The organism is Martinezella rhizogenes (assembly GCF_027460065.1).
GTDB lineage: Bacteria > Pseudomonadota > Alphaproteobacteria > Rhizobiales > Rhizobiaceae > Agrobacterium > Agrobacterium rhizogenes_C.
Map to the genome: position 1 here is coordinate 246,391 of NZ_JAPYZZ010000005.1, position 25,237 is coordinate 271,627.

General features: G+C 60.1%; 22 protein-coding genes. 14 read left to right on the forward strand and 8 right to left on the reverse strand.

The annotated features are described in order from the left end of the window. Window positions 1–50 precede the first annotated feature (50 nt). Complete coding sequence (locus O8B93_RS10815; RefSeq protein ID WP_269709835.1) at window positions 51–1,352, reverse strand: ABC transporter substrate-binding protein; 1,302 nt, start codon at window positions 1,350–1,352, stop codon at window positions 51–53. 194 nt (window positions 1,353–1,546) lie between these two features. Here O8B93_RS10815 and O8B93_RS10820 point away from each other — a divergent pair, with 194 nt between their 5' ends. The 3 genes from O8B93_RS10820 to O8B93_RS10830 are packed head-to-tail and all read left to right on the forward strand — an operon-like array spanning window position 1,547 to window position 4,558. Continuing rightward, window positions 1,547–2,746, forward strand: a complete 1,200-nt coding sequence (locus O8B93_RS10820; RefSeq protein WP_269709837.1) for an ROK family transcriptional regulator — start codon at window positions 1,547–1,549, stop codon at window positions 2,744–2,746. Window positions 2,747–2,798: 52 nt separating this feature from the next. Beyond that, entirely contained in the window at window positions 2,799–3,899 is a 1,101-nt protein-coding gene (locus O8B93_RS10825) for a Gfo/Idh/MocA family protein (protein WP_269709839.1), read from the forward strand. Window positions 3,900–3,916: 17 nt separating this feature from the next. Further along, window positions 3,917–4,558 (forward strand): ThuA domain-containing protein, encoded by a 642-nt coding sequence (locus O8B93_RS10830; protein WP_269709841.1) that lies wholly within the window; start codon window positions 3,917–3,919, stop codon window positions 4,556–4,558. 41 nt (window positions 4,559–4,599) lie between these two features. Here the strand turns inward: O8B93_RS10830 and O8B93_RS10835 are convergent, their stop codons facing one another. Next, the gene (locus tag O8B93_RS10835; RefSeq protein WP_269709843.1) at window positions 4,600–5,961 is read right to left on the reverse strand and encodes an amidase; all 1,362 of its coding nucleotides are present in this window, start codon (window positions 5,959–5,961) and stop codon (window positions 4,600–4,602) included. A gap of 313 nt (window positions 5,962–6,274) precedes the next feature. Between O8B93_RS10835 and O8B93_RS10840 the strand changes: the two genes are divergently transcribed. The 3 genes from O8B93_RS10840 to O8B93_RS10850 all read left to right on the forward strand — a co-directional run bounded on the left by O8B93_RS10840 (window position 6,275) and on the right by O8B93_RS10850 (window position 10,491). Beyond that, window positions 6,275–8,593 (forward strand): sensor domain-containing phosphodiesterase, encoded by a 2,319-nt coding sequence (locus O8B93_RS10840; protein ID WP_269709845.1) that lies wholly within the window; start codon window positions 6,275–6,277, stop codon window positions 8,591–8,593. Window positions 8,594–8,623: 30 nt separating this feature from the next. Next, window positions 8,624–9,517 carry an amino acid ABC transporter substrate-binding protein gene (locus O8B93_RS10845; RefSeq protein ID WP_269709846.1) on the forward strand — a complete coding sequence of 298 codons (894 nt, stop codon included), beginning with the start codon at window positions 8,624–8,626 and terminating at the stop codon, window positions 9,515–9,517. 71 nt (window positions 9,518–9,588) lie between these two features. Further along, a complete protein-coding gene (locus tag O8B93_RS10850) occupies window positions 9,589–10,491 on the forward strand; it encodes an amino acid ABC transporter substrate-binding protein (RefSeq protein ID WP_269709848.1) in 903 nt (300 codons plus the stop codon). Window positions 10,492–10,532: 41 nt separating this feature from the next. Here the strand turns inward: O8B93_RS10850 and minE are convergent, their stop codons facing one another. The 3 genes from minE to minC are packed head-to-tail and all read right to left on the reverse strand — an operon-like array spanning window position 10,533 to window position 12,369. After that, on the reverse strand, window positions 10,533–10,793 hold the full coding sequence (gene minE, locus O8B93_RS10855) for a cell division topological specificity factor MinE (RefSeq protein WP_269709850.1): 261 nt from the start codon (window positions 10,791–10,793) through the stop codon (window positions 10,533–10,535). After that, a complete protein-coding gene (minD, locus tag O8B93_RS10860) occupies window positions 10,790–11,605 on the reverse strand; it encodes a septum site-determining protein MinD (RefSeq protein ID WP_080829757.1) in 816 nt (271 codons plus the stop codon). The genes minE and minD overlap by 4 nt, the downstream gene beginning before the upstream one ends. A gap of 35 nt (window positions 11,606–11,640) precedes the next feature. After that, window positions 11,641–12,369: a septum site-determining protein MinC gene (minC, locus tag O8B93_RS10865; protein WP_269709852.1), complete on the reverse strand. Its 729-nt coding sequence runs from the start codon at window positions 12,367–12,369 to the stop codon at window positions 11,641–11,643. A gap of 398 nt (window positions 12,370–12,767) precedes the next feature. Between minC and O8B93_RS10870 the strand changes: the two genes are divergently transcribed. The 7 genes from O8B93_RS10870 (at window position 12,768) to uxuA (ending at window position 20,004) form a co-directional block, all read left to right on the forward strand. Further along, entirely contained in the window at window positions 12,768–13,454 is a 687-nt protein-coding gene (locus O8B93_RS10870; RefSeq protein WP_269709854.1) for an HAD family hydrolase, read from the forward strand. Between the two features lie 160 nt (window positions 13,455–13,614). Beyond that, window positions 13,615–14,331, forward strand: a complete 717-nt coding sequence (locus tag O8B93_RS10875; RefSeq protein WP_269709856.1) for a FadR/GntR family transcriptional regulator — start codon at window positions 13,615–13,617, stop codon at window positions 14,329–14,331. A gap of 61 nt (window positions 14,332–14,392) precedes the next feature. Further along, a complete protein-coding gene (locus O8B93_RS10880; RefSeq protein ID WP_110760313.1) occupies window positions 14,393–15,367 on the forward strand; it encodes a sialic acid TRAP transporter substrate-binding protein SiaP in 975 nt (324 codons plus the stop codon). A 60-nt stretch (window positions 15,368–15,427) separates the two neighbouring features. Further along, on the forward strand, window positions 15,428–16,000 hold the full coding sequence (locus O8B93_RS10885; RefSeq protein ID WP_020809476.1) for a TRAP transporter small permease: 573 nt from the start codon (window positions 15,428–15,430) through the stop codon (window positions 15,998–16,000). 4 nt (window positions 16,001–16,004) lie between these two features. Next, window positions 16,005–17,411, forward strand: a complete 1,407-nt coding sequence (locus tag O8B93_RS10890; RefSeq protein WP_269709858.1) for a TRAP transporter large permease — start codon at window positions 16,005–16,007, stop codon at window positions 17,409–17,411. Between the two features lie 321 nt (window positions 17,412–17,732). Continuing rightward, the gene (locus O8B93_RS10895) at window positions 17,733–18,779 is read left to right on the forward strand and encodes an L-idonate 5-dehydrogenase (RefSeq protein WP_269709860.1); all 1,047 of its coding nucleotides are present in this window, start codon (window positions 17,733–17,735) and stop codon (window positions 18,777–18,779) included. Between the two features lie 16 nt (window positions 18,780–18,795). Then, window positions 18,796–20,004, forward strand: coding sequence for a mannonate dehydratase (uxuA, locus tag O8B93_RS10900; RefSeq protein WP_269709862.1), 1,209 nt, complete (start codon window positions 18,796–18,798; stop codon window positions 20,002–20,004). A 96-nt stretch (window positions 20,005–20,100) separates the two neighbouring features. On the opposite strand, the gene O8B93_RS10905 is transcribed toward uxuA, so the two are convergent. Then, a complete protein-coding gene (locus O8B93_RS10905; RefSeq protein ID WP_269709864.1) occupies window positions 20,101–20,508 on the reverse strand; it encodes an antibiotic resistance protein VanZ in 408 nt (135 codons plus the stop codon). Between the two features lie 245 nt (window positions 20,509–20,753). On the opposite strand from O8B93_RS10905, the gene O8B93_RS10910 reads away from it, so the two are divergent. Beyond that, entirely contained in the window at window positions 20,754–22,265 is a 1,512-nt protein-coding gene (locus O8B93_RS10910; RefSeq protein ID WP_269709866.1) for an aldehyde dehydrogenase (NADP(+)), read from the forward strand. A gap of 54 nt (window positions 22,266–22,319) precedes the next feature. Here the strand turns inward: O8B93_RS10910 and O8B93_RS10915 are convergent, their stop codons facing one another. Next, window positions 22,320–23,318: a TRAP transporter substrate-binding protein gene (locus O8B93_RS10915; protein ID WP_269709868.1), complete on the reverse strand. Its 999-nt coding sequence runs from the start codon at window positions 23,316–23,318 to the stop codon at window positions 22,320–22,322. A 16-nt stretch (window positions 23,319–23,334) separates the two neighbouring features. Then, window positions 23,335–25,101, reverse strand: a complete 1,767-nt coding sequence (locus O8B93_RS10920) for a TRAP transporter large permease (RefSeq protein ID WP_269709927.1) — start codon at window positions 25,099–25,101, stop codon at window positions 23,335–23,337. Window positions 25,102–25,237 lie beyond the last annotated feature (136 nt).

The window sequence follows — 25,237 nt, forward strand, 5'->3', positions numbered from 1 at the left end:
CAGATAAGCGGCGCCGCATATTCGGCGGCGCCACCATGGAAATCGTCAGATCAGCGCAGTTCGAATGCGTCCTGAATCTGCTGGGCGCCTTCCTCTGCGGTCATCTGGCCGGAGACGATCTCGACAGAGACATCATTGACGACGCGGCCAACAGCGGCCCCCAGTGTCTGATCGAAGAAGTTCTGGTGCCAGGTGGAGGCGGCAAGCTGCTTGGCCGAATCCGCCAGCAGCGGGTTCTTCACCGCACCGGCAGCACCCGTCGCAACCGGCAGGATCATGCCTGCAGTCGCCATCTTTTCTTCGCTTGCCTTGCTGGTCAGGAAGGTCGCGAAATCGATCGCTTCCTTGGAGGCGTTCTTAGTGACCGCCCAGCCGTTCAAGCCGCCCAGCGTATCGGTGGCCTTGCCGGCACCGCCTTCAACGACCGGAAAGGCGAAGCGGCCGATATTTTCAGGGGCAAGCCCCTTGCCGTCGCCGGCATTCTTGCGCTGGTTGGCCTCGGTATTGTCGAAGCCCAGGATGATGGCCGCCTTGCCGTCGCCGAAGACGCCGAGCGCCTGCGGCCAGGTGGAGCCAAGATAGCCGGGCTGGAAGGGCTCGAGCTTGCCGAACTCGGCCAGCTGTTCACCCGCCTTGATGATGGCCGGGTCCATGAACCCTTTGCCTTCGCCCTTGCGGGCAGCATCGAACACCGCCTGCCCGCCATTGCGCATGACGAGATAGCTCCAGTAGAAATGGATCGGCCATTTTTCGCCGCCGCCGCCGGCAATCGGCACGATACCCGCCTGCTTGATCTTCTTGACCGTGGCGCTCAGATCATCCCAGGTCTTGATGTCTTCTGCTTTCACGCCGGCCTTGGAAAACAGCTCTTTGTTATAAAAGAAGCTGACGAGGCTGACGCGGTAAGGCACGGCCCAGGTCTTGCCATCGAACGACAGACCATCGATTGCGGAGGCATTATAGGCCTGACGCAGCTTGCCGCCATCCGCATCGAAAACTTCGGTCAGGTCCTTCAGCGCGCCGGTCTTGGACTGCTCCTCCAGGACGCCGCCGCCCCAGCTGTAAAAGAAGTCAGGCACGTCGTTGGATTGCAACAGCGTCGGCAATTTTGCCTTGAAGGCCTCGTTTTCGAGGAACTGCAGCTGAATATCGACATCGGGGTGCTTGGCCTCATATTCCTTGGCAATCTCCTCCCAGACAGCCACGGATTTGGGGTCCAGTTCCACATGCATCCATTTAACGACCGTCGCGGCCGAGGCGCTTGCGGCGCCGAGCATGAGAGCAATGCTTGTCGTTGCGGCAAAGCCTGTCAGCCTGCCGCTCAGGCTTGCGCCTGCGTGCCAAATCGTCATGATGGTGATCCTCCCTCGGGGATTTCCTCATTTATTCCCCAATGCGGATTAATTCATATCAGGGTTCACTCATTGTCAAGGCACAATGCCGATTTTTTGCGCTTGGCGCTTGACACACCCCACCCCCACCCCGTTATTTAATCCGCATTCCGATATAAATCGGGAAGAAACGGCATTGATCGCAGCAGGACACCATGAAGACCGCAGACCCAGAATTGATGCGCGCGATCAACAGGCTGAGCGTGCTGGACAGCATCCGCCGCCATGGGCCAATCTCGCGGGTGGAAATCAGCGAAAGAACGCAGCTCTCCACCACGACCGTTTCGGCGATCACCGCCTCGCTGCTGGATGACGGGCTTATCCTCACCCGCCATATCGGCGATATCCGCACCGAAGGTGCACGCGGCAGACCGCGCGTGATGCTGGAGCTGAACCCGGATGCCGCCCGCGTGGTGGGCGCCAAGATCGCCGCGAACCGCATGGTTTTCGTCGTCACCGATTTCTGCGGCAATGTGCTGTCGACCCTTTCCCTGCCGATCCGCGTCGACCGCCAGCCGATTGGCGTCATTGCCGATCTGGTGGAGGACGGGGTGCGCCGCTGCGTCGTCGATGCCGGCTTTTCGCTTGAGGATGTGGACATGGTCTGTCTTGGCCTGCCCGGCGTCATCGAGCACCGCACCGGCAAGATCCGCAGCAGCCCTATCCTGCGGGAAGTGAATGTCAATTTCGCCGAGGAAATGACGGCACGGCTGAGTTCGCCGACCATCATCGAAAGCGACGCCCACGCCATCACACTCGCCCATCACTGGTTCGGCCATGCGCGTGATCTCGAAGACATGGTGCTGATTTCGCTCGAACAGACGCTCGGGCTCGGCGTGCTGCATCAGAACCAGCTCTTCCGCGGGGCGGGCGGCCTCAGCCACAATCTCGGCGACCTCGTCATTGGCCTTGCCAATGAAGGTACCGTGCGGCTGGCGAGCCAAGCGGGCGAAAATGCCATTCTTGGCTCTCGTCCTGTGGACGGGCGTTTTGCCGAGGCCATCCGGCTCGGTCGCGGCATGCAGCATGCCCATGCACTGATTGCAGCGGAAGACCATGATCTCATCGCCGCGGCATTGCGCGCCGGTGCGGCACTCGGCCTGACACTTGCCAATATCGTCACGCTGTTTGCGCCACCGCGGGTCATCATTACCGGCTCCAGCCTTGAACTGGGCGAACCCTTCATCACCAGCATTCGCGACAGCTACAACGCTGCCGTGCCACCATCCCTGGCCGGTGTCGCGGAACTGGTTTTCGACATTGCGAGCGACGAATTATGGGCGCAGGGGGCTGCGGCCGTCGCGCTTTACGAACTTTACGAATCGCCATGGAACACCACGGGGCCGGCGCTCTAGCCGAAAGGCTCGTGCACGGGATTCGGCATTTCTGATTTACGGGAGGAATTACATGAAAAAGGTCGGTATCGGCATCATCGGCTGCGGCAACATCTCCAGTGCCTATCTCAAGGCCATGGCCTCGTTTCCGATTCTCGATATTCGCGGTCTTGCGGATATGAACGAGGAGGTGGCGAAGGCGCGGGCGGACGAATTCGGCCTTCAGGCAAAAAGCATCGACGCGCTTCTTTCTGACCCCACAGTGGAAATCATCGTCAACCTGACCATCCCCAAGGCGCATGTGGAAGTAGGTCTGCGGGCGCTGGATGCCGGCAAACACGCCTATTCCGAGAAGCCGCTGGGCATCAATTTCGCCGAAGGCAAACGTCTTGCGGATGCGGCAAAAGCGAGGGGTCTGCGTATCGGCTCGGCCCCCGATACATTCCTCGGCGGCGGCCACCAGACAGCGCGCCGGCTGATCGACGAGGGCGTTCTGGGCCAGCCGGTCGGCGGAACGGCCACCTTCATGTGCCCTGGCCATGAGCGCTGGCACCCCAACCCCGCCTTCTATTACGAGGTTGGGGGCGGGCCGATGCTGGATATGGGACCCTATTACATCACCGATCTCGTCAATCTGTTTGGTCCGGTCGCCAAGGTCGCGGGCTTTGCCATTGCTCCGCGCAACGAGCGCCTCATCACCAGCGAGCCGAAGAATGGCGAAAAAATCCCCGTTCATGTCGCCACCCATGTTTCTGGCGTGCTGGCGTTTGAGAATGGCGCCGTGGTGCAGGTGGGAATGAGCTTCGATGTCGCCGGCCATAAACACGTGCCGCTGGAAATCTACGGCACGGAAGGCACGCTGATCGTGCCCGATCCCAACCATTTCGGCGGCGAGGTGCAATTGCTGAAAAAGGGCGGCCAGTTCGAACCGCAGGCGCTGTCATCCCCCTATGCCGACGGCAATTACCGGTCCATCGGCGTGGCGGACATGGCCCATGCGATCCGCGAGAACCGACCGCACCGCGCCAATGGCGATCTTGCCCTGCATGTGCTGGAAGTCATGGAAGCCTTCCAGACGGCATCGGACAGCGGCACCACCATTTCCATCACCACCAAGGTGGAGCGCCCTGCTCCGCTTGAAACATCGCTGGTCGACGGCCAGCTCGGCAAATAATCCTGAGGAGGAAATAAATGCGCGAAGCACTTATCGTCTGGGGCGGCTGGAGCGGCCACGAGCCACAGGAATGCGCCGCCATCGTCAAGGACATGCTGGAGGAAGACGGTTTCAAGGTCTATGTGGAGCACAGCACGGAAGCCTTTGCCGATCCCTCAGTGCATGATCTCAGCCTCGTGGTGCCGATCGTCACCATGTCGAAGATTGAGAAGGAAGAAATCAAGAACCTGACGGCGGCCGTCGAAAACGGCGTTGGCATTGCCGGCTTTCATGGCGGTGCGGGCGACAGCTTCCGCGAATGTGTGGAATATCAGTTCATGATCGGCGGCCAATGGGTCGCTCATCCCGGTAATATTATCGATTACACCGTCAACATCACCCGCCCCGACGATCCGCTGATGGAGGGGATTTCCGATTTTCCCTATACGTCGGAACAATATTACATGCATGTCGACCCCTCGAACGAGGTTCTGGCGACAACGAAATTCACCGGCGACCATGCCTGGTGGATCGACGGCGTGGTGATGCCGGTCGTCTGGAAGCGCAAATACGGTAAGGGCCGCGTCTTTTATTCGGCGCTCGGCCATCAGGCCAAGGAATTTTCCGTGCCGCAGATGAAGACCATGTTCCGCCGCGGCGCCAACTGGGCGGCACGCTAACGGTTGCAACGAGAGCGGCCCTGAAAGGCCGCTCTTCCATCTCACCAGTCGCGGATAATTTCTTCCGCAGCCATCGCAACAGCCAGCAGATGGTCATCCGTTCCATCCAGGCCCGAGAGCAGCAGGCCGACCGGCATTCCTGCCTCGCCGGTTCCGCAGGGAATAGACACGCCGCAGTGATCCAGGAAATTGCCGATCTGGGTGTTGCGCAGCGTCTTCGCATTCATCGCGAAAAAGGCATCGTCATTTTCCACAAGCGGCGCGACCTTGGCCGCGACATGCGGCAAAGTCGGTGAAGCCAGAAGCTCGTCCCTGCCGATCATGGTGGAAAACGCCGCCGTCATCCGTTCGCGCGCCTCGACGATGGCGATATAGTCAGGCATGGAGATATTCGCTCCGAGCCTTGTTCGCATGACCACGCGCGGGTCCATGCGCGCGGCTTCAGCACCTTCCAGCCGGGCTTTGTGCAGGGCAAAGGCTTCCGCCGTCACCAGCGCCCCCTTTTCCCTGATGAGATCGAACAATTCCGAAAAGACCGGGAATGCCTGCCGCCGCACCGAAGCGCCGGCTCGGACCAGCCGCTCCACCGCCTGTTCAAATGCAGCAGCGACGCCCGGCTCGATGCCATCAAAAACCACCGTTTCCGGCACCACGAGCGACACGCCGGACAAAGGCATGCGCGCCAGATCCGCGGCCGTCCTGCCGCGCATGGCGGCATCCACCCAGACGGCGTCCTGCACGGTGCGGGTCAGCGGCCCGAGCGAATCGAGGCTTTTCGCCAGAGGATAAACTCCGCGCATCGAATAGCGGCCACGGCTCGCCTTATATCCCACCACGCCATTGAAGGCGGCCGGAATGCGCACCGAACCGCCCGTATCCGTACCGATCGCCACCGGCACCAGACCGGCGGCGACGGCGACACCTGCGCCAGATGAAGAGCCGCCCGGCAGGCGATGGCCGTCCGTGGAAACAGGATTGCGCGGCGTACCGTAATGCGGGTTAATGCCGAGACCGGAAAAAGCGAACTCACTCATATTGGTGCGGCCGATGGAAACCATTCCGGCCTGCTTCAGCGCCGCCACCACATCCGCATCGCGGGACGCAGGCGCATCATCCGACAATACCTTCGATCCAGCGGTGGTAACCATGCCCTCGACATCGAACAGATCCTTCCAGGCCACCGGAATGCCATCAAGCACGCCACAGGAACGGCCCTCGCGAATGCGTTTCGATGCACTTTCCGCCTCCGCCATGGCCCGCGCCGAGGTGAGGCTAACAAAGATCGCCTGGTCATCCTCTTTGCCGATCGCATCGAGCGTCTCCTCCGCCAAAGCGCGCGGATCGAGATGGCCGCTTTGCATAAGAACGGAAAGTTGCGCGATGTTTTTGCCTCGGTGAGCCATGATGTCTTCCCTGAAACCCGCATGTCGCGCTCAACATGCCGTTTCTCGGCCACTTGGCAAGGCCAATCACCACAGCCATGGTCATCCGGGCGGTGCAAAATCCTGAGCCCGCGCTCCGTTTCCGGCAGGATGGTTTTTTCAACCGCAGATATATGCCCGTCGCGCCGCATATCAGCGACGACTATAAAAAGACGGATTAATTCTTAATCGCATCTAAACTTTGTTGAATTATTTAGCAGACACCGCCGAAATACATGCCCTATAAAAATTCCATAAAACAATCATAACGCGACATCGCGGGGGACTATCGCGAATGGAAGAGACTGCCTATCAGGGGACAGATAGACAGATTGAACCCGGCCAAACGCTTCGCTCAACGACGCAGCCGGAAATGGGCCGGTTTTCGCGGCGGCGCTCGCTCGCCAGCAAGATAACCCTGATATTCCTGGGTGGCGTGATCTTTTCCTACAGCATTGGCGCGCTTGTGGGCTGGTACATGTTCGTTGCCGCCGCCAGCGAGCAATGGCTCAATCAGGCCCGCGTCAATTCACAGATCGCCAGCGCCACGCTGCGCAGCATCTATACCTATGTCAGCGTCACTGCCGATGCGGACGGGCAGGTCAACGGCATATTGACCGACAAGCCGATTGGCGACGACGGATCCATTCTCGTTACCGGTTTCAATCCCAGCGACGTTCTCGCCCTCATCGGCGCGCAGACGAAAAATGCCGTCTGGCTTTTCCGTTACGATGAGGACGATGCCGGTTTCAGGCAGATCGCCGCGGCCTTCGACAACGCCACTGACGACGACGAGAAACCGCTGGCCACCGATCCGATATTTTCGAGAGATGCCGTTGCCGCACGTTTTTCCACCGGTTTTGCCACCATCGGCGAGTCCAGCCACTATATCGGTCTGCTGCCGATCATCAGCACGGAAACGAAGAAACCCATCGGTGCGGTCGCCGTCAGTATCGGCGGTTCGGATGCGCTTTATGGCGCGCAACGCAAGCTGATCTATAATTCGCTTGCCGCGCTGATCGTGGTCCTGACCGTCACCGGCGTACTTGTGACCGTCATTGCCCGGCATTTCCTCAAACCTGTCCCGGCGCTGGTGCAGGCGACACTTCGAATTGCCCGGGAGGAAACCGATGTCGTCACACCCTTTCAGGAGCGACGGGACGAGATCGGCGACATGGCGACCGCCATCGAAACGTTGCGTGAGGCAGTTCTGGAACGCGGACGCCTGCGGCAGATACGCGATATGGCACAGCAGCTCGAACATATGGCGCATCACGATGCTCTGACCGGGCTGCCCAACCGCGTGCTGCTGATGAAGACGCTGGAGAACCGTCTCGAACATCTTTCCGCGTCAGGCCAACCGTTCAATGTCATGCTGCTTGATCTCGACCGCTTCAAGGCCGTCAATGACACGCTGGGGCATGCCGCCGGCGATGCCCTGCTGGTGGCGGTAGCCTCGCGCATTTCTTCCGTGCTCGGTGAAAACGACATGGTGAGCCGCCTCGGCGGCGACGAATTCGCGATCATACAATCGACAAACGGCGACTTTGAGAGCGATGCGGCGATGCTTGCGGCCAGAGTAGTGCACGCGGTGTCCCGCAGCTTCAACCTCGAAGGTAGCGACATCAGCATCGATACCAGCATCGGCATCGCCTGCGCGCCGGGCAACGGCACATCCGCCACACAGCTCCTGCAATATGCCGATCTCGGCCTTTACCGCGCGAAATCCATGGGCTGCGGTTATTTCGTCTTTTACGAGCCGGGCATGGACATGGCGGCGAAGCACAAGCATGCGCTGGAAATAGACATGAAATCCGCGCTCGAAAACCAGGAATTCGAGCTGCACTACCAGCCCGTGGTCAATCTGCAGAGCGGCCGCATCGTCGCTTACGAGGCGCTGGCCCGCTGGCGGCACGGCAAGCTCGGCCTCATCACCCCGGACCGCTTCATCACGCTTGCCGAAGAGAACAATTTCATCAAGCCTTTGGGCGAATGGGTGCTGGCGCAGGCCTGTACGGATGCGATGCATTGGCCCAGAGATATCCGGCTCGCCGTCAATCTGTCCGCGGTCCAGCTCTCCAATGACGATATCGTCCCTGTTGTCGACCGGGCGCTGGAAAAATCCGGCTTCCCGGCCGAGCGGCTGGAACTGGAAGTGACGGAAACCGCGATGCTGGAGCGTGACAGCAGTACGAAAGCGCTGAAATTGCTGAAGGAAAGAGGCGTCCGTTTAGCACTTGATGATTTCGGCACCGGTTATGCCGGGCTCAGCACGCTGACCCATGTCGCCTTCGACAAGATCAAGATCGACCGCGAATTCGTCTCCGGCCTGCCCACAAATCCCATGTGTTCGGCCATCGTCAACACCATCATCGATATGGCCGAGCAGATCGGCCTGAAAGTGACCGCCGAGGGCGTTGAAAACATGGATCAGCTCGAGGCCCTCAAGCTTTCGGGATGCGATGAAGCGCAGGGCTATTATTTTGCCGAACCCGCGCCGCTTGCCCGGATCCTCAGGAACCGCGCCGTTATCTCGCCTGTCGCCAAGGATGAATACGGCGATGCCGGTCGGCCAGCACGCGACACCTATCACCCACCACAAAAAGCGATTTGAGAAACCAGCCGCTGACCAAAAGGACATAAAATGCGCCTTTCAGTATTTTGCCTTTTCCTCACATGCTTTACCCCTGTTACCACGCTGCAGGCCGCCGACGAAGGCGACACGCTTCAGCAGATTGCCAGAACCGCAAAAATCCGCATCGGCTATCGTGAGGCCGAACCGCCCTTTTCCTATCAATTGCCAAACGGCGAGGTTACCGGCTTCTCGACCGATCTCTGTCGGGCGATCAGCGAGGATATTCGTAGCAGGCTGAAGCTCGACAAGATCGAGCTCGAATATGTCAAGGCAACGCCCGCGACCCGCTTCATTCTTGTCCGCAGCGGCCAGATCGACATTGAATGCGCCGCCACGACCAATAATAGCGAACGTCGCAAAACCGTCGATTTCTCCTATCCCAATTTCATGACCGCGACGCAGTTTCTCTCCCGCAAGCAGGACAATCTGAAAAACCTTGCCGATCTCGCCGGGCGATCCGTCACATCCGCCTCCGGCACCGTCAACATCGAGCAGCTCAATGCCGTGAACCGGGCGAAGAACCTCAATATCTCTGTCATGCCGACCAAGACCAATGAGGAAGCCTTCGACCTCGTTGTTGCCGGCAAGGCCTCCGCCTTCGTGATGGACGGCATATTGCTGGCGGCGCTGGCGGCAACCTCGGAAAATCCGGACCTTTATGCACTCTCCGAGGAAACGCTCAGCGCCCCCGAACCCTATGGTCTGGTTTTCCGGCGGAACGACCCGGCGTTCAAGGCGGCGGTCAATGATAGTCTTCGGCATATCTACACCAGTTCGACCATTCACGGCCTTTATGAAAAATGGTTCACCAAACCCATTCCGCCGAATGGCATGAACCTGAACCTGCCGATGGCCGCTTCCCTGAAGCAGGCCTACGACAATCCGAGCGAATACCAGGACTGAAAGCGCAAGACGCCGAACCGCATTGATTTGATGAAGATGTTTTAACGGATTATTTTAGCTGGAGATGCGCGATGCAGAGATCGACATTGTGGCTGTTGTTGTTTCTCTTGAGTTTTCTGCCTGTAGAGGCGGCCAGCGACAGCGCCCAACCGCCGACGCTTGAAACCATTGCCAGGACCGGCACGATCCGGCTCGGTTATGCCGATCGCAATATTCCCTTTTCCTATCTCGGCACCGGCCCGGAGCCGATCGGCTACAGCATCGAGCTGTGCCTGCGCGTTGCGGATTCCATCAAGAAAAAGCTAGCCCTTCCGGAACTGAAGGTCGAGTTCGTCAAGCGCACGCCCAGCAACCGCATCATGCTTCTCAACGACGGCACCATGGACATGGAATGCGTGGCGAGCACGAATACGGAAGAACGGCGCAAGGCCGTCTGGTTCTCCTACAGCCACTTCATCACCGGCACGCGTTATGTAGCGCTGAAATCAAGCGGTCTGAACACGGTCACCGACCTTGCCGGACGAACGGTGGTGGTAACGACGGGCACCATCAATATCAGCCAGCTCAACGTGCTCAATCGCAAACTGGGACTGAACATCGCCGTCCTGCAGAATGACAGCACGGAGGGCAGTTTCGACATGGTGACGGAAAACCGCGCCTCTGCCTTCGTCATGGACGATATCCTCCTGCGATCCTTCGTCGCCGAGACCGGCAGGCCGGAAGATTATGTCATCTCGAACGAATATCTCGCCCCGCCACAGCCCTACGGCCTGATGTTGCGGCACGGCGATACCGGTTTCCGGGACGCCGTCAACGAAGCCCTGGGGCAGATCTATGAAAGCGGCGAAATCGAGAAAATCTACGACAAATGGTTCAACGCGCCGATCCCGCCAAACGGCATCAACCTGAAACGTCCGCTGCCCGGGGATCTGGCAGAAGCATTTCGAAGACCCGTGGATACAACGGCGGAATAAAAAACGCCGCTCCAAGGTGGGCGGCGTTTTTATGAAATGCCTTATGCAGCGCGCAGATCGGCGCCCAACGGGATTTCGACATCGATCTCCAATATGGAGAAATGCTCGTCGCGATCCATCTTCACATGCACACGGTCGCCATCGATTTGCACATGCCTGGCGATGACGGCTAGAATTTCTTCCCGGAGAACGGCGACGAGATCGGTTCCCGACGACGCCCTTTCGTGGGCGAGCAGCACCTGCAGGCGTTCACGCGCAAGCGGTGCCGACTTCTGTTTGCGGAAGATACTGAAGATGCTCATGCAGCCCTCCTTGCGAAGATCTTGGAGAAGATGCCACGCTTCTCGCCCGGGATGACGACCGGAATATCCTCGCCGGAGAGGCGGCGGGCGGCGTCGAAATAGGCCATGGCCGGCGCGCAACGGGCATCCGCCAGCGTGACGGGCGCACCGACGTTGGAAGCGCGCAGTACATCCGTGCTTTCGGGAATGATGCCGAGCAGCGGAATGGAGAGGATTTCCAGAACGTCATCCACCTTCAGCATGTCGCCGCGTTCGGCGCGGGCGGAATCGTAACGCGTCAGGAGCAGGTGCTTTTCCATGCGCTCGCCGCGTTCTGCTTTCAGCGTCTTGGAATCGAGCAGGCCGATGATGCGGTCGCTATCACGCACCGAAGATACTTCCGGATTGGTAACGACAACCGCCACATCCGCATGGCGCATGGCCAGCGTCGCGCCGCGTTCGATACCGGCCGGGCTGTCGCAGATCACCCAGTCGAAGTGCTTCTTCAACTCGTTGATGACCCATTCGACACCTTCCGGCGTCAGATTATCCTTGTCGCGCGTCTGCGAGGCGGGCAGAAGGAACAGCGTCTCGAGGCGCTTGTCGCGGATCAACGCCTGCGTCAGCTTGGCGTCGCCCTGGATGACGTTGACGAGATCGTAAACCACGCGGCGTTCAGCACCCATGACGAGATCGAGATTGCGCAGGCCGACATCAAAATCGACAACCACGACCTTCTCTTTGTTCTGCGCCAATGCGGCGCCAAGCGCTGCGGTCGAGGTGGTCTTGCCGACCCCGCCCTTGCCGGAAGTTACAACGACTACCTTCCCCATATGGCTCTCTCCTGTTCCTGTTCGTTTCTCTGTTATCAGCCGAGTTTCGCGGCCTTGATCGTATCGTTTTCCAGCCACAGCTGGACGGGCTGGCCGCGCAGCTTGTCGTCAATGTCCTCGGCAACCTTGTAGACGCCATCGATGGCCAGAAGCTCGGCCTCCAGCTTGCGGCAGAAGATGCGCGCCGAGACATTGCCGAGCGAACCGGCCATGGCCCGCCCGCGCAGCGCACCGTAAATATGCACCGAACCGCCGGCGATGATTTCCGCACCCGAGGCGACCGACCCAATGACGGTGACATCGCCTTCGGGAAACATGATCGACTGACCGGAGCGCACCGGCTCGTTGATGACCAGAGACTGCACGACGGCCCGGACTTCGCCCGACGCACGCGGCTTATCTTCCTGTAAATCGGCAGCGGCAACGACCGGCTCCACCTCGACATCGGAAGCAGGTTTGCCACCCTTCAGCGACGGCGGCATGCCCGGCTCGATCATCGACGGACGAACACCCTCGATGCCCATGATGCCGACATTGCGTTCTCTCAGCGCCGCCAGCAGTTCCTTCAGGCCGGCCTTGTCGAGCGACAACTCCGACACATCGAGAACCACGGGGCGCGACAGGAAGAAACCGGCCGAACGGGCAGCCAGATCATCAAGCCTTTCCAGCCATTGATCGACCGGAGATTCGGGGGACAGGACGACCGCGAGGAAGGAGCGGCCTTTGATACGGATCGAACGCTGGTCTGTTAGCACTTTGGTCATCTTGGTAAACAAATCGTTGACAATTAGGTACCTCGAATATGGTTAACAAATGGTTAACGCAGCCCCTGAAGCGATGAATTCGTTAATAAAATTCCACTTCCAAAATCTTCATGCAAGACATTCAAAAAAGCCCATTAAGCCTTGAATTTAAGTCACTGCCTTGCAAAGGAAGACGCATGATAGCAACGCATCCTTGCTGCAAGCTGACTCCTCCTTGAAGCAGGCCCCCTCCACCTCCCCTGCTCTCCCGGCTCGACTCGCAGGCATCACGCAGCGTCCGATTCTGGAACAACACTCAGGAGGCGATCATCTGCTTCCGACAGCCGAAAAGCGATTCCGTTATGCCTCTTGATGCTGTAGATACGGGCTGTACCCGAGAGTTCCAACGGAAGAATGAGATGCACAGCAAAGTCCCGCCGCAGACGCAGATATTTTCGCAAGAGTTTGCGGCCTTCCTGTTCGACATGGACGGAACGCTGGTCAATTCGATCGCCGTTGTCGAGCGCGTCTGGCGGGAATGGGCTGTTGCGAACGGCATCGAGCCGAATGCTTTCCTGCAGCGCATTCATGGCATGCGGGCTTCCGAGGTGATCCGTCGCGAGGCGGTTCCCGGCCTCGATGTGGATGCCGAGGCCGACATGATATTGCGCGCCGAGATGGATGATGTGGACGGCATCATTCCGATACCGGGCGCCGCAGCTTTTCTCGCGTCTTTGCCCGCGGGGAAATGGGCCATCGTCACCTCGGCCGTGCGCGAACTGGCGGAAAAACGGCTCGCCGCAGCCGGCGTCACACCGCCACCCGTGATGATCTGCGCGGACGACGTGGTCAACGGCAAGCCCGATCCCGAAGGTTACAGGAAGGCTGCCGAAAGGCTCGGCGTTGCGCCGGAAAGCTGCGTCGTCTTCGAAGACGCACCCGCAGGCATTGAGGCCGGCGAACGCATGGGGGCCGCGGTTGTGGTCATCAACGTGACCCATTCCCACCCGATCGAAACGCCGCATCTTTCCATCGGCGGTTACGGCGAACTGAATGTGGTGACGAGTGAGAATGGCGGCCTGAAGCTGAAAAGCAACGGAGGCTGAAGAGCTGCCAGCGACCCGCTGAACCGCCCTCAAACATAATCTATAAGCTTTCCCAAAACGGCTAATTGACAGCCCCGCATAAATACGTCCTAATAAAATTGGTAAGACCATCTTACCGCTTGCGCGAACGGGGGGAGACCTTCGCGCTGGGAGGGACATCATGTTTGTGGCTCTGGAGCCGCGCCGCCTTTACCGGCTGGTCGCGGAACAAATTCGCTTGCTTATCGAAAGCGGGGAGCTGACTGAAGGTCAGCGCCTGCCGGCGGAACGGGACCTTGCGGAACGCTTCGGCGTTTCCCGCCCAACTGTTCGTGAAGCCCTTATCGTTCTGGAAGTGGAAGGCCACATCCATATCCGCATGGGTTCGGGCGTTTATGTCAGCGCTGCCGGCAGGCAGGCCAAGGAAAAGCCGCCCGTGCCGGATGCGCATGGGCCTTTCGAAATTCTGCAGGCGCGCTGCATCATCGAGAGCGCGATTGCCGAGGAAGCCGCACGGCTTGCTACGCCGGAATGCATCGCCAAGCTCGATGACATCATCGAACGTATGGCCGGCGCGCTCGACAGCTCGCCAAAGGCGCTCAATTTCGACCGGGCCTTCCACACCGCCATTGCCGACATCATCGGCAATTCGGCGCTCAATCGCTTTACCGGCCTGATCTATGACGAGCGCAGCCTGTCACCGTTTTTCGAAAAGCTCGCCAGCTATTTCGAAGGCCCGCACACCTGGAACCTCGCCGTGCAGGAACACGGCGCGATCCGCGACGCCATTGCCGCAAACGATCCGGCAGGCGCCCGCGAGGCGATGCGACAGCATCTGACTCTGTCGCAAAAGAGATTTTCCGAGAGTTTCGGGGAGGAAACGATCGGGGAAGAGTGACCGCGCCGTAATCGGCGACGGGAAAAACAGAAATCTGGCTTTAATTCGGGAGGAGTTAAGAATGAAAATCAGATTGTCGACTTTGATGGGCGCAACAGCCGCCATCCTGCTTTCCGCCTTGGCGGCACAGGCACAGACCACACTGAAATGGGCGCATGTCTACGAGACCTCCGAGCCGTTCCACACGGATTCGGTCTGGGCGGCAGAGGAAATCGCCAAGCGCACCGATGGCCGCTACAAGGTGGATGTTTTCCCCGCCTCGCAGCTTGGCAAGGAAGCCGATATCAACCAGGGCCTGAAGATCGGCACCGTTGACATCATCATCTCCGGTTCGAGCTTTGCCGCACGTGATTTCAAGCCGATCGGCGTCACCTATTTTCCGTACATCTTCCGCGATCCGAGCCACCTGATCGCCTATACCAAGAGCGATATCTTCAAGCGCCTCGCCAAGGGTTATGAGGACAAGACCGGCAACCACATCGCCGCCGTCAGCTATTATGGCACGCGCCACACCACGTCGAACAAGCCGATTGCCGCCTGCGCCGACATGGCAGGCCTGAAGATGCGCGTTCCCGACGTTCCGGCTTATCTGGCCATGCCGCGCGCCTGCGGCGCCAACACCACGCCGATTGCATTCGCGGAAGTCTATCTGGCGCTGCAGAACGGCACCGTCGATGCGCAGGAAAATCCGCTGACCACCATTGAGGCGAAGAAGTTCTTCGAAGTGCAGAAAAACATCGTCCTGACCGGCCACATCGTTGACCACCTCAACACGGTGATCTCGAAGAACCTGTGGTCGCAGCTCTCGGATGACGACAAGAAAATCTTCACCGAAGTCATGCAGGAAGCCGCCGAGCGGACCACCAAGACCATCGATGAACGCGAGAAAAGCCTCGTCGAAGACTTCAAGAAGCGCGGCCTGACCGTTGCCGAAGTCGACAAGGCCGACTTCGAGAAGAACGTCATCGAAAAAGTGAAGTTCGAGGACTTCGGTTACGACAAGGCCGACTGGGAAGCCATTCGCGCCGTCAAGTGAGCCAAGATCCGGTGCGGCTCCTTTGCCGCACCGCCCTTTCTCTCCAGACGGGATATCTCAATGTCGCAGGAAATCCATACTCAGGTCACCCCTGAGGAACTCGCCCATACGTTTGATGAAGCGCCGCCCGAGGTCGATCTCAAGGTCTATTCATTCGAGGACTGGGTCACGCTCGGCCTTTTCTGGCTGATGACGGGCTGCGTGTTCCTTCAGTTCTTCACCCGTTACGTGCTCAACAACAGTTACGCCTGGACGGAAGAAATCGCCGTCAACTGCCTGATCGGCGTCGTGTTTTTAGGTTCGGTCATGTGCGTGCGCATGTCGCGCCACATTCAGGTGGATGTGCTTTATCACTATGTGCCGCCGCAGGTGGCCCGCGCCATGTCGATCCTTGTCGACGTGCTGCGCATCCTGTTCTTCGCCTACACGTCCTGGCTGATGTGGCGTTATCTGGAAATTGTCGCGGATGAGGAGATGGTGACCGTGGCGCTGCCGCGCAACATCGTTTTCTACACGGTTCTGGCGGCATTTGTCTTGATGTTCTTCCGGTCGGTGCAGGTGTTCATCGCCAATATGCAGCGAGGCTATTCCGTTCTGGAACGGCCCGAAGAATTCCAGAGCGCGGGAGATTGATCAGATGCTGCTTCTTATCGGCTCATTTCTTCTGCTGATGCTGATCGGCCTGCCGGTCGCCATTTCCATGGCCTCGGCCTCCTTGCTCTACATCGTGTTTTACAATGTCGCGCCTGATATCATCGCGGCGCAGCGCCTGATCGCGGGTGTGGAAAGCTTCCCGCTTCTGGCCGTTCCCTTCTTCATCCTTGCCGGCAATCTCATGAACACGGCGGGGGTGACTGGACGCATCTATTCCTTCGCCGTCGCGCTGGTCGGCTGGATGAAGGGTGGTCTCGCACAGGTCAACATCATCGGCTCGGTGATCTTTTCCGGCATGTCCGGCACCGCACTTGCCGATGCCGCCGGCATCGGCACCATCGAAATCAAGGCCATGAAGGACCACGGTTATCCGGTCGAAGCGGCCGTCGGCGTTACCGCCGCCTCCGCGACGCTCGGGCCGATCTTCCCGCCATCGCTGCCCTTCGTCATCTACGGCATGATGGCGAATGTCTCGATCGGCGCACTGTTCATGGCCGGTATCGTCCCGGGCGTCGTCATGACGCTTCTGATGATGATCACGGTTGCGGTCTTCGCCTATATCAAGGGTTGGGGCTCCGATACGCCGTTCAATCTCAGAACCATCTTCGGCGCATCTCTTGAAGTCCTCGTCGTCATGATGGTGCCGCTCGGCATCTATATCCTCACGGCATTCGGCCTGTCGCTCAACCTGTCGATCCTGATCGTGCTGGTCATCCTGCTCGCCTGCGACTGGTATTTCGACTTCTCCGCCGTGATGGCGCTGATGACGCCTGTCATCCTGATCGGCGGCATGACCATGGGCTGGTTCACGCCAACGGAGGCAGCCGTTGCCGCCGTTCTGTGGTCGCTGTTCCTCGGGCTTGTCCGTTACCGGACGATGACCTTCAAGACGCTGGCGAAATCGACCTTCGACACCATCGAAACGACCGCTTCGGTGCTCTTCATCGTCGCGGCAGCCTCCGTCTTCGCATGGCTGCTGACCGTCAGTCAGGCGGCACAGATTCTGTCAGCGGCGATCCTGACGATCACCGACAGCAAGTGGATCTTCCTCGTGCTGGTCAATCTCCTGATGCTGTTCGTCGGCTGCTTCCTCGATACGATCGCGGCGATCACCATCCTCGTGCCGATCCTGTTGCCGCTGGTGCTGCAATTCAACATCGACCCGGTGCATTTCGGCCTGATCATCACGCTCAACCTGATGATAGGGCTGCTGCACCCGCCGCTCGGCATGGTGCTGTTCGTGCTCTCGCGTGTGGCGAAACTCTCCGTCGAGCGCACGACGATGGCCATTCTGCCATGGCTGGTGCCGCTGTTCGTAGCGCTGCTGCTGATCACTTTCGTTCCGGCCATCACGCTGTGGCTGCCGACCGAAATGGGCCTGATCCGCTAAGACAAACATCCACACCCGCGCGGTCGCCACCGCGCGGGTTTCAACACAGTACACGATGGTTGAAAATCATTGACAATCCTGCGTGTGGCTTACCCCCCTCTGTCCTGCCGGACATCTCCCCCTCAAGGGGGGAGATCAGCAAGACGCTTTCTCGCCACTTCATTCTCGACCGTCGAGAGGTGCGAGACATCGCCAAGGAACGATCTCCCCCCTTGAGGGGGAGATGTCCGGCAGGACAGAGGGGGGTAAGCCACACGCAGGATTGTCAAATGATTTTCAAACGTCGTGTCCAGTGCAACCACCTAAAGAAAGGGCATCGTCATGCAGACACGCGTGGCACGTCTACACGGCGTTAAGGACATCCGCGTCGAAACGCAGGAGCTTGTGGCTCCCGGCCCCGGCGAAGTGCTGCTCACCATGGCGGCAGGCGGTATCTGCGGTTCCGATCTGCATTATTATCAGGATGGCGGTTTCGGCCCGGTGCGGGTGCGCGAGCCGATCATCTGCGGTCACGAGGCATCCGGCCATATCGCGGCTTTGGGCGCTGGCGTCAGCGGGCTCGCCATCGGCCAGCTCGTCGCCGTCAATCCGTCGCAGCCCTGCGGCCATTGCCAGTTCTGCCTGAAGGGCCAGCCGATCCATTGCCTCGAGATGCGCTTCATGGGCAGTGCCATGCGCCTGCCGCATGAGCAGGGCATGTTCCGCGACCGGCTGGTGGTTCCCGCCAAACAATGCGCAACATTTTCAGACGCGACCTCGCCCGCCGAGGCCGCCTGCACCGAACCGCTCGCCGTCTGCCTGCATGCAGTCGCCCAGGCTGGTGATCTGACAGGTGCGAAGGTGCTGGTCACCGGCGCCGGTCCCATCGGCCTTCTGACCATTGCCGCCGCACGCCATGCCGGCGCCGGCACCATCGTCGCCACCGATCTCACCGATGCCGCGCTGGAACGCGCACCCGCCATGGGCGCCGACCGCACCATCAATGTCGCAAAAGACACTGAGGCGCTTTTGCCCTACCAGGAAAACAAGGGCTATTTCGACGTCATTTTCGATTGCTCCGCCGCAGCACCCGCGCTTCGCACCGCCTTTGCCTGCGTGCGCCCGCGCGGCACCATCGTGCAGGTGGGGGTCACCGGCGACATCACCATTCCGCTCAATGCATTGGTGGGCAAGGAAATCCTCTGGCGCGGCTCGCAGCGTTTCCATGACGAATTCGCCATCGCCGCCGGACTTATCTCCACGCGCGGGATCGATGTGCGGCCGATCATTTCCCACAGCTTCCCGCTCGGCGAGGCGAAAGCGGCCTTTGAACAGGCCGGAGATCGTTCCTCCGCCTGCAAGGTGCAACTGACATTTTCAGCAGACTGATATTTGAGGATTTAAGATGAGACATACATGGCGCTGGTTCGGTCCGGTCGACAAGGTCACGGTTCAGGATGCGGCTCAGGCAGGCGCGGAAGGCATCGTCAGCGCGTTGCACCACATCGCCACCGGCGATGTCTGGCCGGTGGACGAAATCATCAAACGGCATGAGGCGATCAGGGCCGGCGGGCTTTATTGGGACGTGGTGGAAAGCGTGCCCGTCTCCGAAGATATCAAGACCCAGACCGGCGACTGGAAAAATCACATCGCCAACTGGCAGGAAACCCTGCGCCGCCTCTCCGCCTCCGGCATCCGCACCGTCTGCTATAATTTCATGCCGGTACTGGACTGGACCCGCACCGACCTTCGCTGGGAAACCAGACACGGCGCAAAGGCGATGCGCTTCGATCTTCCTGATTTCGCCGCCTTCGACATTCATATTCTGAAACGCCCAGACGCCGGGGCCGACTATCCGGACTGGCTGCTGGAGGAAGCGGCAAAACGCTTCGCCGAAATGCCGGATGCAAAAATCACCGCGCTCGGGCGCAATATCGGCGCTGGCCTGCCCGGCTCGGCGGATGGTTATACGCTCGCCCAGCTGCTCGAAAAACTGCGCTCCTATCACGGCGTCAATCGTGAAAGGCTGCAGCAGAACCTGATCGATTTTCTCGCCGAGGTGACACCGGTTGCCGAGGAAGTGGGCATCAATATCTGCGCCCATGGTGACGATCCACCTTGGCCGCTGCTCGGCCTGCCGCGTATTCTTTCAACGGAAGACGACTACGCCCATATGCTGTCGCAGGTCGACATCCGCGCCAATGGCGTGACGCTCTGCACCGGCTCGCTCGGCGCACGGGCGGATAACGACCTGCCCTTCATCGCCAGCCGTTTTGCCGATCGCATCCATTTCGTGCATCTGCGCAATGTGACGCGTGACACCGATACCGTGCCCTGCTCCTTTTTTGAGGATGAACATTTGGAAGGCGGTACCGACATGGTCGCCGTCATCGCCACACTTCTTAACGAAGAAGCGCGCCGCCGGGTGGAAGGCCGCGACGACCACACCATTCCGATGCGCCCTGACCACGGGCAGGAAATCCTCGACGACCTGACGCGCGGGGCGCAGCCCGGTTATCCCGCCATCGGCCGGCTGAAAGGGCTGGCGGAGCTGCGCGGTATCGAGCGCACCCTGTCACATGCTCGTTTCGGGCTGGCGAAGGGTGATCGCTAAGCGAAAGCGCGGCGCGTTTGATCGGCTTCCTATCCGTCATTCCGGCCTCGAGCCGGAATCCAGCCGACGCGCGTCCGCGCGGCGAAAAGACTCCTTTCAGCCCATGGACTTGGGCTGGCTAGATTCCGGCTCAAAGCCGGAATGACGGATGAGAGAACCTGCGGTCAATCGCGCCTTGAACTGAAGCCAGGAAAAAGCCCCTAGCCCACCGGCTATGGCGCCGGCTGCTTTTACCACCGCATCCGTCAAATGGGGGTGGCGCGTGGGTGACAGGAATTGTAGCGCCTCGATGCCGAAAGCGGCCACGATGCCAGCCACAATAATGGCAAGCCAGTAACGCGGATAGGCCAGCACGAAGGCCGCCGAACAGACGGCAAAGGCGGCGGCACGGTCGATGCTCACCGTCGTCAGCGTGTGCGGACGAAAACCGATCGGGCAGACCGTGACGATCACGATCATCAGAAGGACCGACCAGGCGATGTATTTCAGAAGTCTATTTGTCATCATGACGTCATATAAAACGCCGTGCGCGTAAACGGAAGCGGGTGTTTTTCACGTCTCGCCCAATTAATCACACTTTTTGGTCAAATAGTTGAGAAACCGCCTTTCGCTCAGGCCCCGCACGGGCTAAGGCAGAAGGCAACCGGGCGAGGATCGCGGCTGATGGCGTTTGTGCTGTCGCCTTTCGGTCCATGTCGCGGTGTCGGGTGGATTTTCCACGCAGGATCAGATTTTCAGGGAAGAGCACAATGAGTTTCAAGCCGCACGGCAAACATCTGGTTGCAGGAGAATGGGTCGCAACGGAAGCAAAATTCCGCAGCGAGCCTGCACATGGCGAGGCTTTCGATTTTTCGGTCGGCACGGTCGATCTGGTGAACAAGGCTGCGGAAGCTGCGGAAGAAGCCTTCTGGAGCTACGGCTACACCACCCGCGAAGAGCGCGCCGCATTTCTCGACACCATCGCCGATGAGATCGAAGCACGCGCCGACGCCATCACCGAAATCGGCTCGTCCGAGACCGGCCTGCCTGCAGGACGCCTGCAGGGCGAACGTGGCCGCACCGTTGGCCAGCTCCGCCTTTTCGCATCGCATATCCGCAAGGGTGATTATCTCGACCGCCGCCACGACGAAGCGCTGCCGGATCGCCAGCCGCTGCCGCGCCCGGATATCCGCCTGATGCAGCGCCCGATCGGCCCCGTCGCCGTCTTCGGCGCGTCGAACTTCCCGCTCGCCTTCTCCACTGCCGGTGGTGACACCGCTGCTGCTTTGGCCGCCGGCTGCCCCGTCGTCGTCAAGGGCCATTCCGCCCATCCCGGCACCGGCGAAATCGTTGCCGAAGCCGTGCTTGCCGCCGTCAAGAAGCACAATCTGCATCGCGGCGTCTTTTCGCTGATCCAGGGCGGCCGCCGCGATGTCGGTTCCGCACTCGTGCAGCATCCGCGCATCAAGGCGGTCGGTTTCACCGGTTCGCTTGCCGGCGGCCGTGCGCTGTTCGATCTTTGCGCCCAGCGCCCCGAGCCGATCCCCTTCTTCGGCGAACTCGGTTCCGTGAACCCGATGTTCCTGCTGCCGGAAGCCGTTTCCGCCCGTGGCGAGGCCATCGCCAAGGGCTGGGCCGGCTCGCTGACCATGGGTGCAGGCCAGTTCTGCACCAATCCCGGCATCGCCGTCATTCTCTCCGAGCAGGCGGATGCGGTTGCTGAAACCGCGCGCGCAGCGCTTTCCGAAGTCGGCCCGCAGGTCATGCTGACCGACGGCATTGCCGCCGCCTATCGCGACGGCCGTGACCGTATCGCTGCCGGCAACGGCGTGCGCGACGTGCTGACCACCACCTGCAATCTGCGCAATGCAACGCCTTATCTCTACCGTGTTGCCGGCAAGGACTGGGTTGCCAACCATGCGCTTGCCGAAGAAGTCTTCGGACCGCTCGGCCTGATCGTGACTGTTGATAGCCCGGAAGAAATGCTTGACGTCGCCAAGAGCTTCGAAGGCCAGTTGACGGCAACCATGCATCTGGATGCCGGCGACGCCGAACTCGGCCGCAAGCTGCTGCCGATCCTGGAGCGCAAGGCCGGCCGCGTTCTCGCCAACGGTTTCCCGACCGGCGTGGAAGTTTCCGAAGCCATGGTTCACGGTGGCCCCTACCCGGCCTCGACGAACTTCGGCGCGACCTCTGTCGGCACCATGTCGATCCGCCGCTTCATGCGCCCGGTTTCCTACCAGAACATCCCTTCGGACGTTCTGCCCGAAGACATCCGCTAAAACAAAGGGGAAGGCGCAAAAGCGCCTTCCCCTTTCATGTCCGATGCGGCTGCCTCAGATAGACTGGATCGCCTCGATCTTTTCGAGACCGCCGACAATTCCGGCAAAATCCTGCCAGACGCCCTGCGCGCTCTTGCGCCATTCATCCAGCATTTCCGGCTGCAGCACCTTGCCACCCTTCGAGAGCGCAAGGTCGACGGACTTTACTTCATCTTCCACGATCAACTGGTTGAAATAACGGGCACCTTCGCTGGAGGCTTCCAAGAGTATCTTCTTTTCCTCATCGTCCAGCTGGTTCCAGAAGGCTGCACCGTAATAGACAACGCCCGAGGCCCAGATATGGCCAGTCTCGGTCAGATAAGGCACGACCTCGTAAAGCTTGAAACCGGCATAGGCCGATTTGGTGAGGTCCATGGCGTCGGCCACCCCGGTCGCCAGCGCATTATAGGTCTCGGTGATCGGAATGCCGACCGGCGTCATGCCGAAGGCGCTCCACAATCTGGTGTGCAACGGGCTCTGAATGACGCGGATTTTCTTGCCCTTCAACTGTTCCGGCCGGGTCACAGGCTCCTTGGCCAGAAGATGACGTGCGCCGTAATTGATGAAATCGGCGGCGACGAATTGCTGTGCGGCAAGCTTTGTCTTCAGTTCTTCGCCGGTCTCTCCCGTCACCACCTTGCGCACATGTTCACTATCTCGAAACAAGAAGGGCAGATCGAGGATCTGCAGTTCCGGCACCCAGCCGGACAGGGAAGAGACGGTGGAGAGGCTGGCTTGAACCGAACCGAGGCGGATGTTTTCCGCCACTTCCTTTTCGCCGCCCAGGGCGCCGCTCTTGACGATGTTGAAGCGGAAACGACCGGGCAGCTTCGCCTCCACCAGCTCGCTGATCTTCACCCAGATCTTCGTCTCCGGCTTGTCGTCGGCAAATAGCGATGCGACCGTGAGGCGGCGGGTTCTGGCCTGCGCCGGGCGCATCAGGGCCGGTGCGGCAAGCGTCGCGGCACCGAGGGCGGAGAGTTTGAGGAGATGGCGGCGATCGATAATGCTCATGACAAAAACCTCTGACTTAAAACAATATGGCCCATAGGCATAAAATGGCGAGGGCAACGAGCAACGAGACGAGATAGGGAATGACCGCCCGGAAAAGTGCTGCCGCCGGAACACGGGTCACGCCGCTGACCACGAAGATGAGCATGCCGAGCGGCGGTGTCAGGCCGTGGATCATCAGATTGACCACCAGAATGACACCGAAATGAATGGGATCGATGCCGGACGCCACGGCAGCGGGCAGCAGGATGGGCCCGAAGAGCAGGATCGCCGCGCCGATATCCAGCACCAGACCGACCGCCAGCAGGATGAGATTGGAGAGCAGCAATACGGCGATCTTGCTGCCGCCAAGCAAAGTGACAAAATCCGTGACGAGGCCGGAGACATTGTCCACCGCCAGCAGAAAGGCGAAAGGACCGGCGGTGCCGATCAGAAGACCAATTGCTGCCGCCTCCCCGGCCGATTGCCGGAAGGTCGCGAAAATGCGGCCCACGCCCAGCCGGTAACCGAAGCCGAGAAGCAGCGTATAGAGCGCCGCAAGGGCCGCCGCTTCCGTGGTGGTGACGATGCCAATACGGATGCCGACCACCACGATGACGCCGAGGCCGAAGGCCGGTATGGCGGCGATGGCCGAGCGCCATCGCTCTGCCCCAGACGCGCGTGGCAGGGTATCGACGCTGCGCACGCTCAAATGGATCGCCACGCCGAGGCAGACCGCCATCAGCCCGCCGGCGAAAAAGCCGCCGACCAGCAGGGAACCAACCGAAAGATTGGTGGCCGTGGCGAGGATCAGGAAAGCGATGGAGGGCGGAATGACATTGTCCAGCACGGATGTCGCGGCGATGATCGCGCCCGCCTGCGCCGGCGGATAACCGTGTTTGACGAGTTCCGGCTGGAAGGTGGAAGCGCCGAAGGCGGCGTTGGCGACCGATGAGCCGGACGCGCCGGAAAACAGCACGCTGGTCAGAAGCGTCGTCTGCGCCAGACCCGCCCGGCGGTGGCCAACGACGGAAGCGGCGAAACGGACGAGCTGGTTGGCGACACCGGATATCGTCAGCAGGCTTCCGGCCAGCAGGAAGAATGGGATGGCGAGCAGCAGGAATTTCGACATGCCTGTTACGGTCGAGGAAACGATGGCCGGCTCCGGCAAGGTGCTGCCGAAGGCAATCGCCACATAAGCGGCGGCAAGAAAAGCGTGAGCCAGCGGTGCCGCCAGAACCAGTCCCACCGCCGCCGTCAGCGCCAGAAACAGGCTCGGCGGCAGGTTGGTATCGACAAACACCCCCGGCAGGCCAACATAGGCCGCAAGTGCGATGGCCATGGACAGCAGAACGGCGAGCATCTTGCCTTCGCTGAAACGCTGAAGCGCCAGATAGACAAAGATCAGCCCGCCGCCCGCGCCGAGAAAGCCGAAACGCACCCATTCCGGCAGGCCGAGCGTCGGCGACGTACCGCCCAGCATCGCCGCGATCTCCACCCCGCCGAAAGCGAGGATGAGCGCCGCGACGAAGGAAAATGCATCGGCCAGAATTTCAGTGACGGTATGAAACCGCTGCGGCAGGAAGCGCACGAAGACATCGAGCCGCATTGCCAATGCGCTTTTGAGGCTGAGCGGTGCGCCGACGGCGATCATCGCCACATTGAGCCATATGCCGAGATCTTCCGCGCCGATGAAGCCGGTATGGAACAGGTAACGCAGGGCGACATTGACCAGCACCACCACGAGAAGGGCCGCAAGGATCAACGCGGCCACCACGCCGAGCACGGCATCGAAACGTGACAGCATCAACGCCGCTGCCGTCTCGAAGCTTTTGCGCCACTGCTTTTCCGCTACCGCCATGATCCGCCTTCCGCGCGTGATCGGTGTCACGCGGCCAGAAGCGGTATAGAAGAATGTCCCCCCGTGTAAAGCGCCGCGCTCC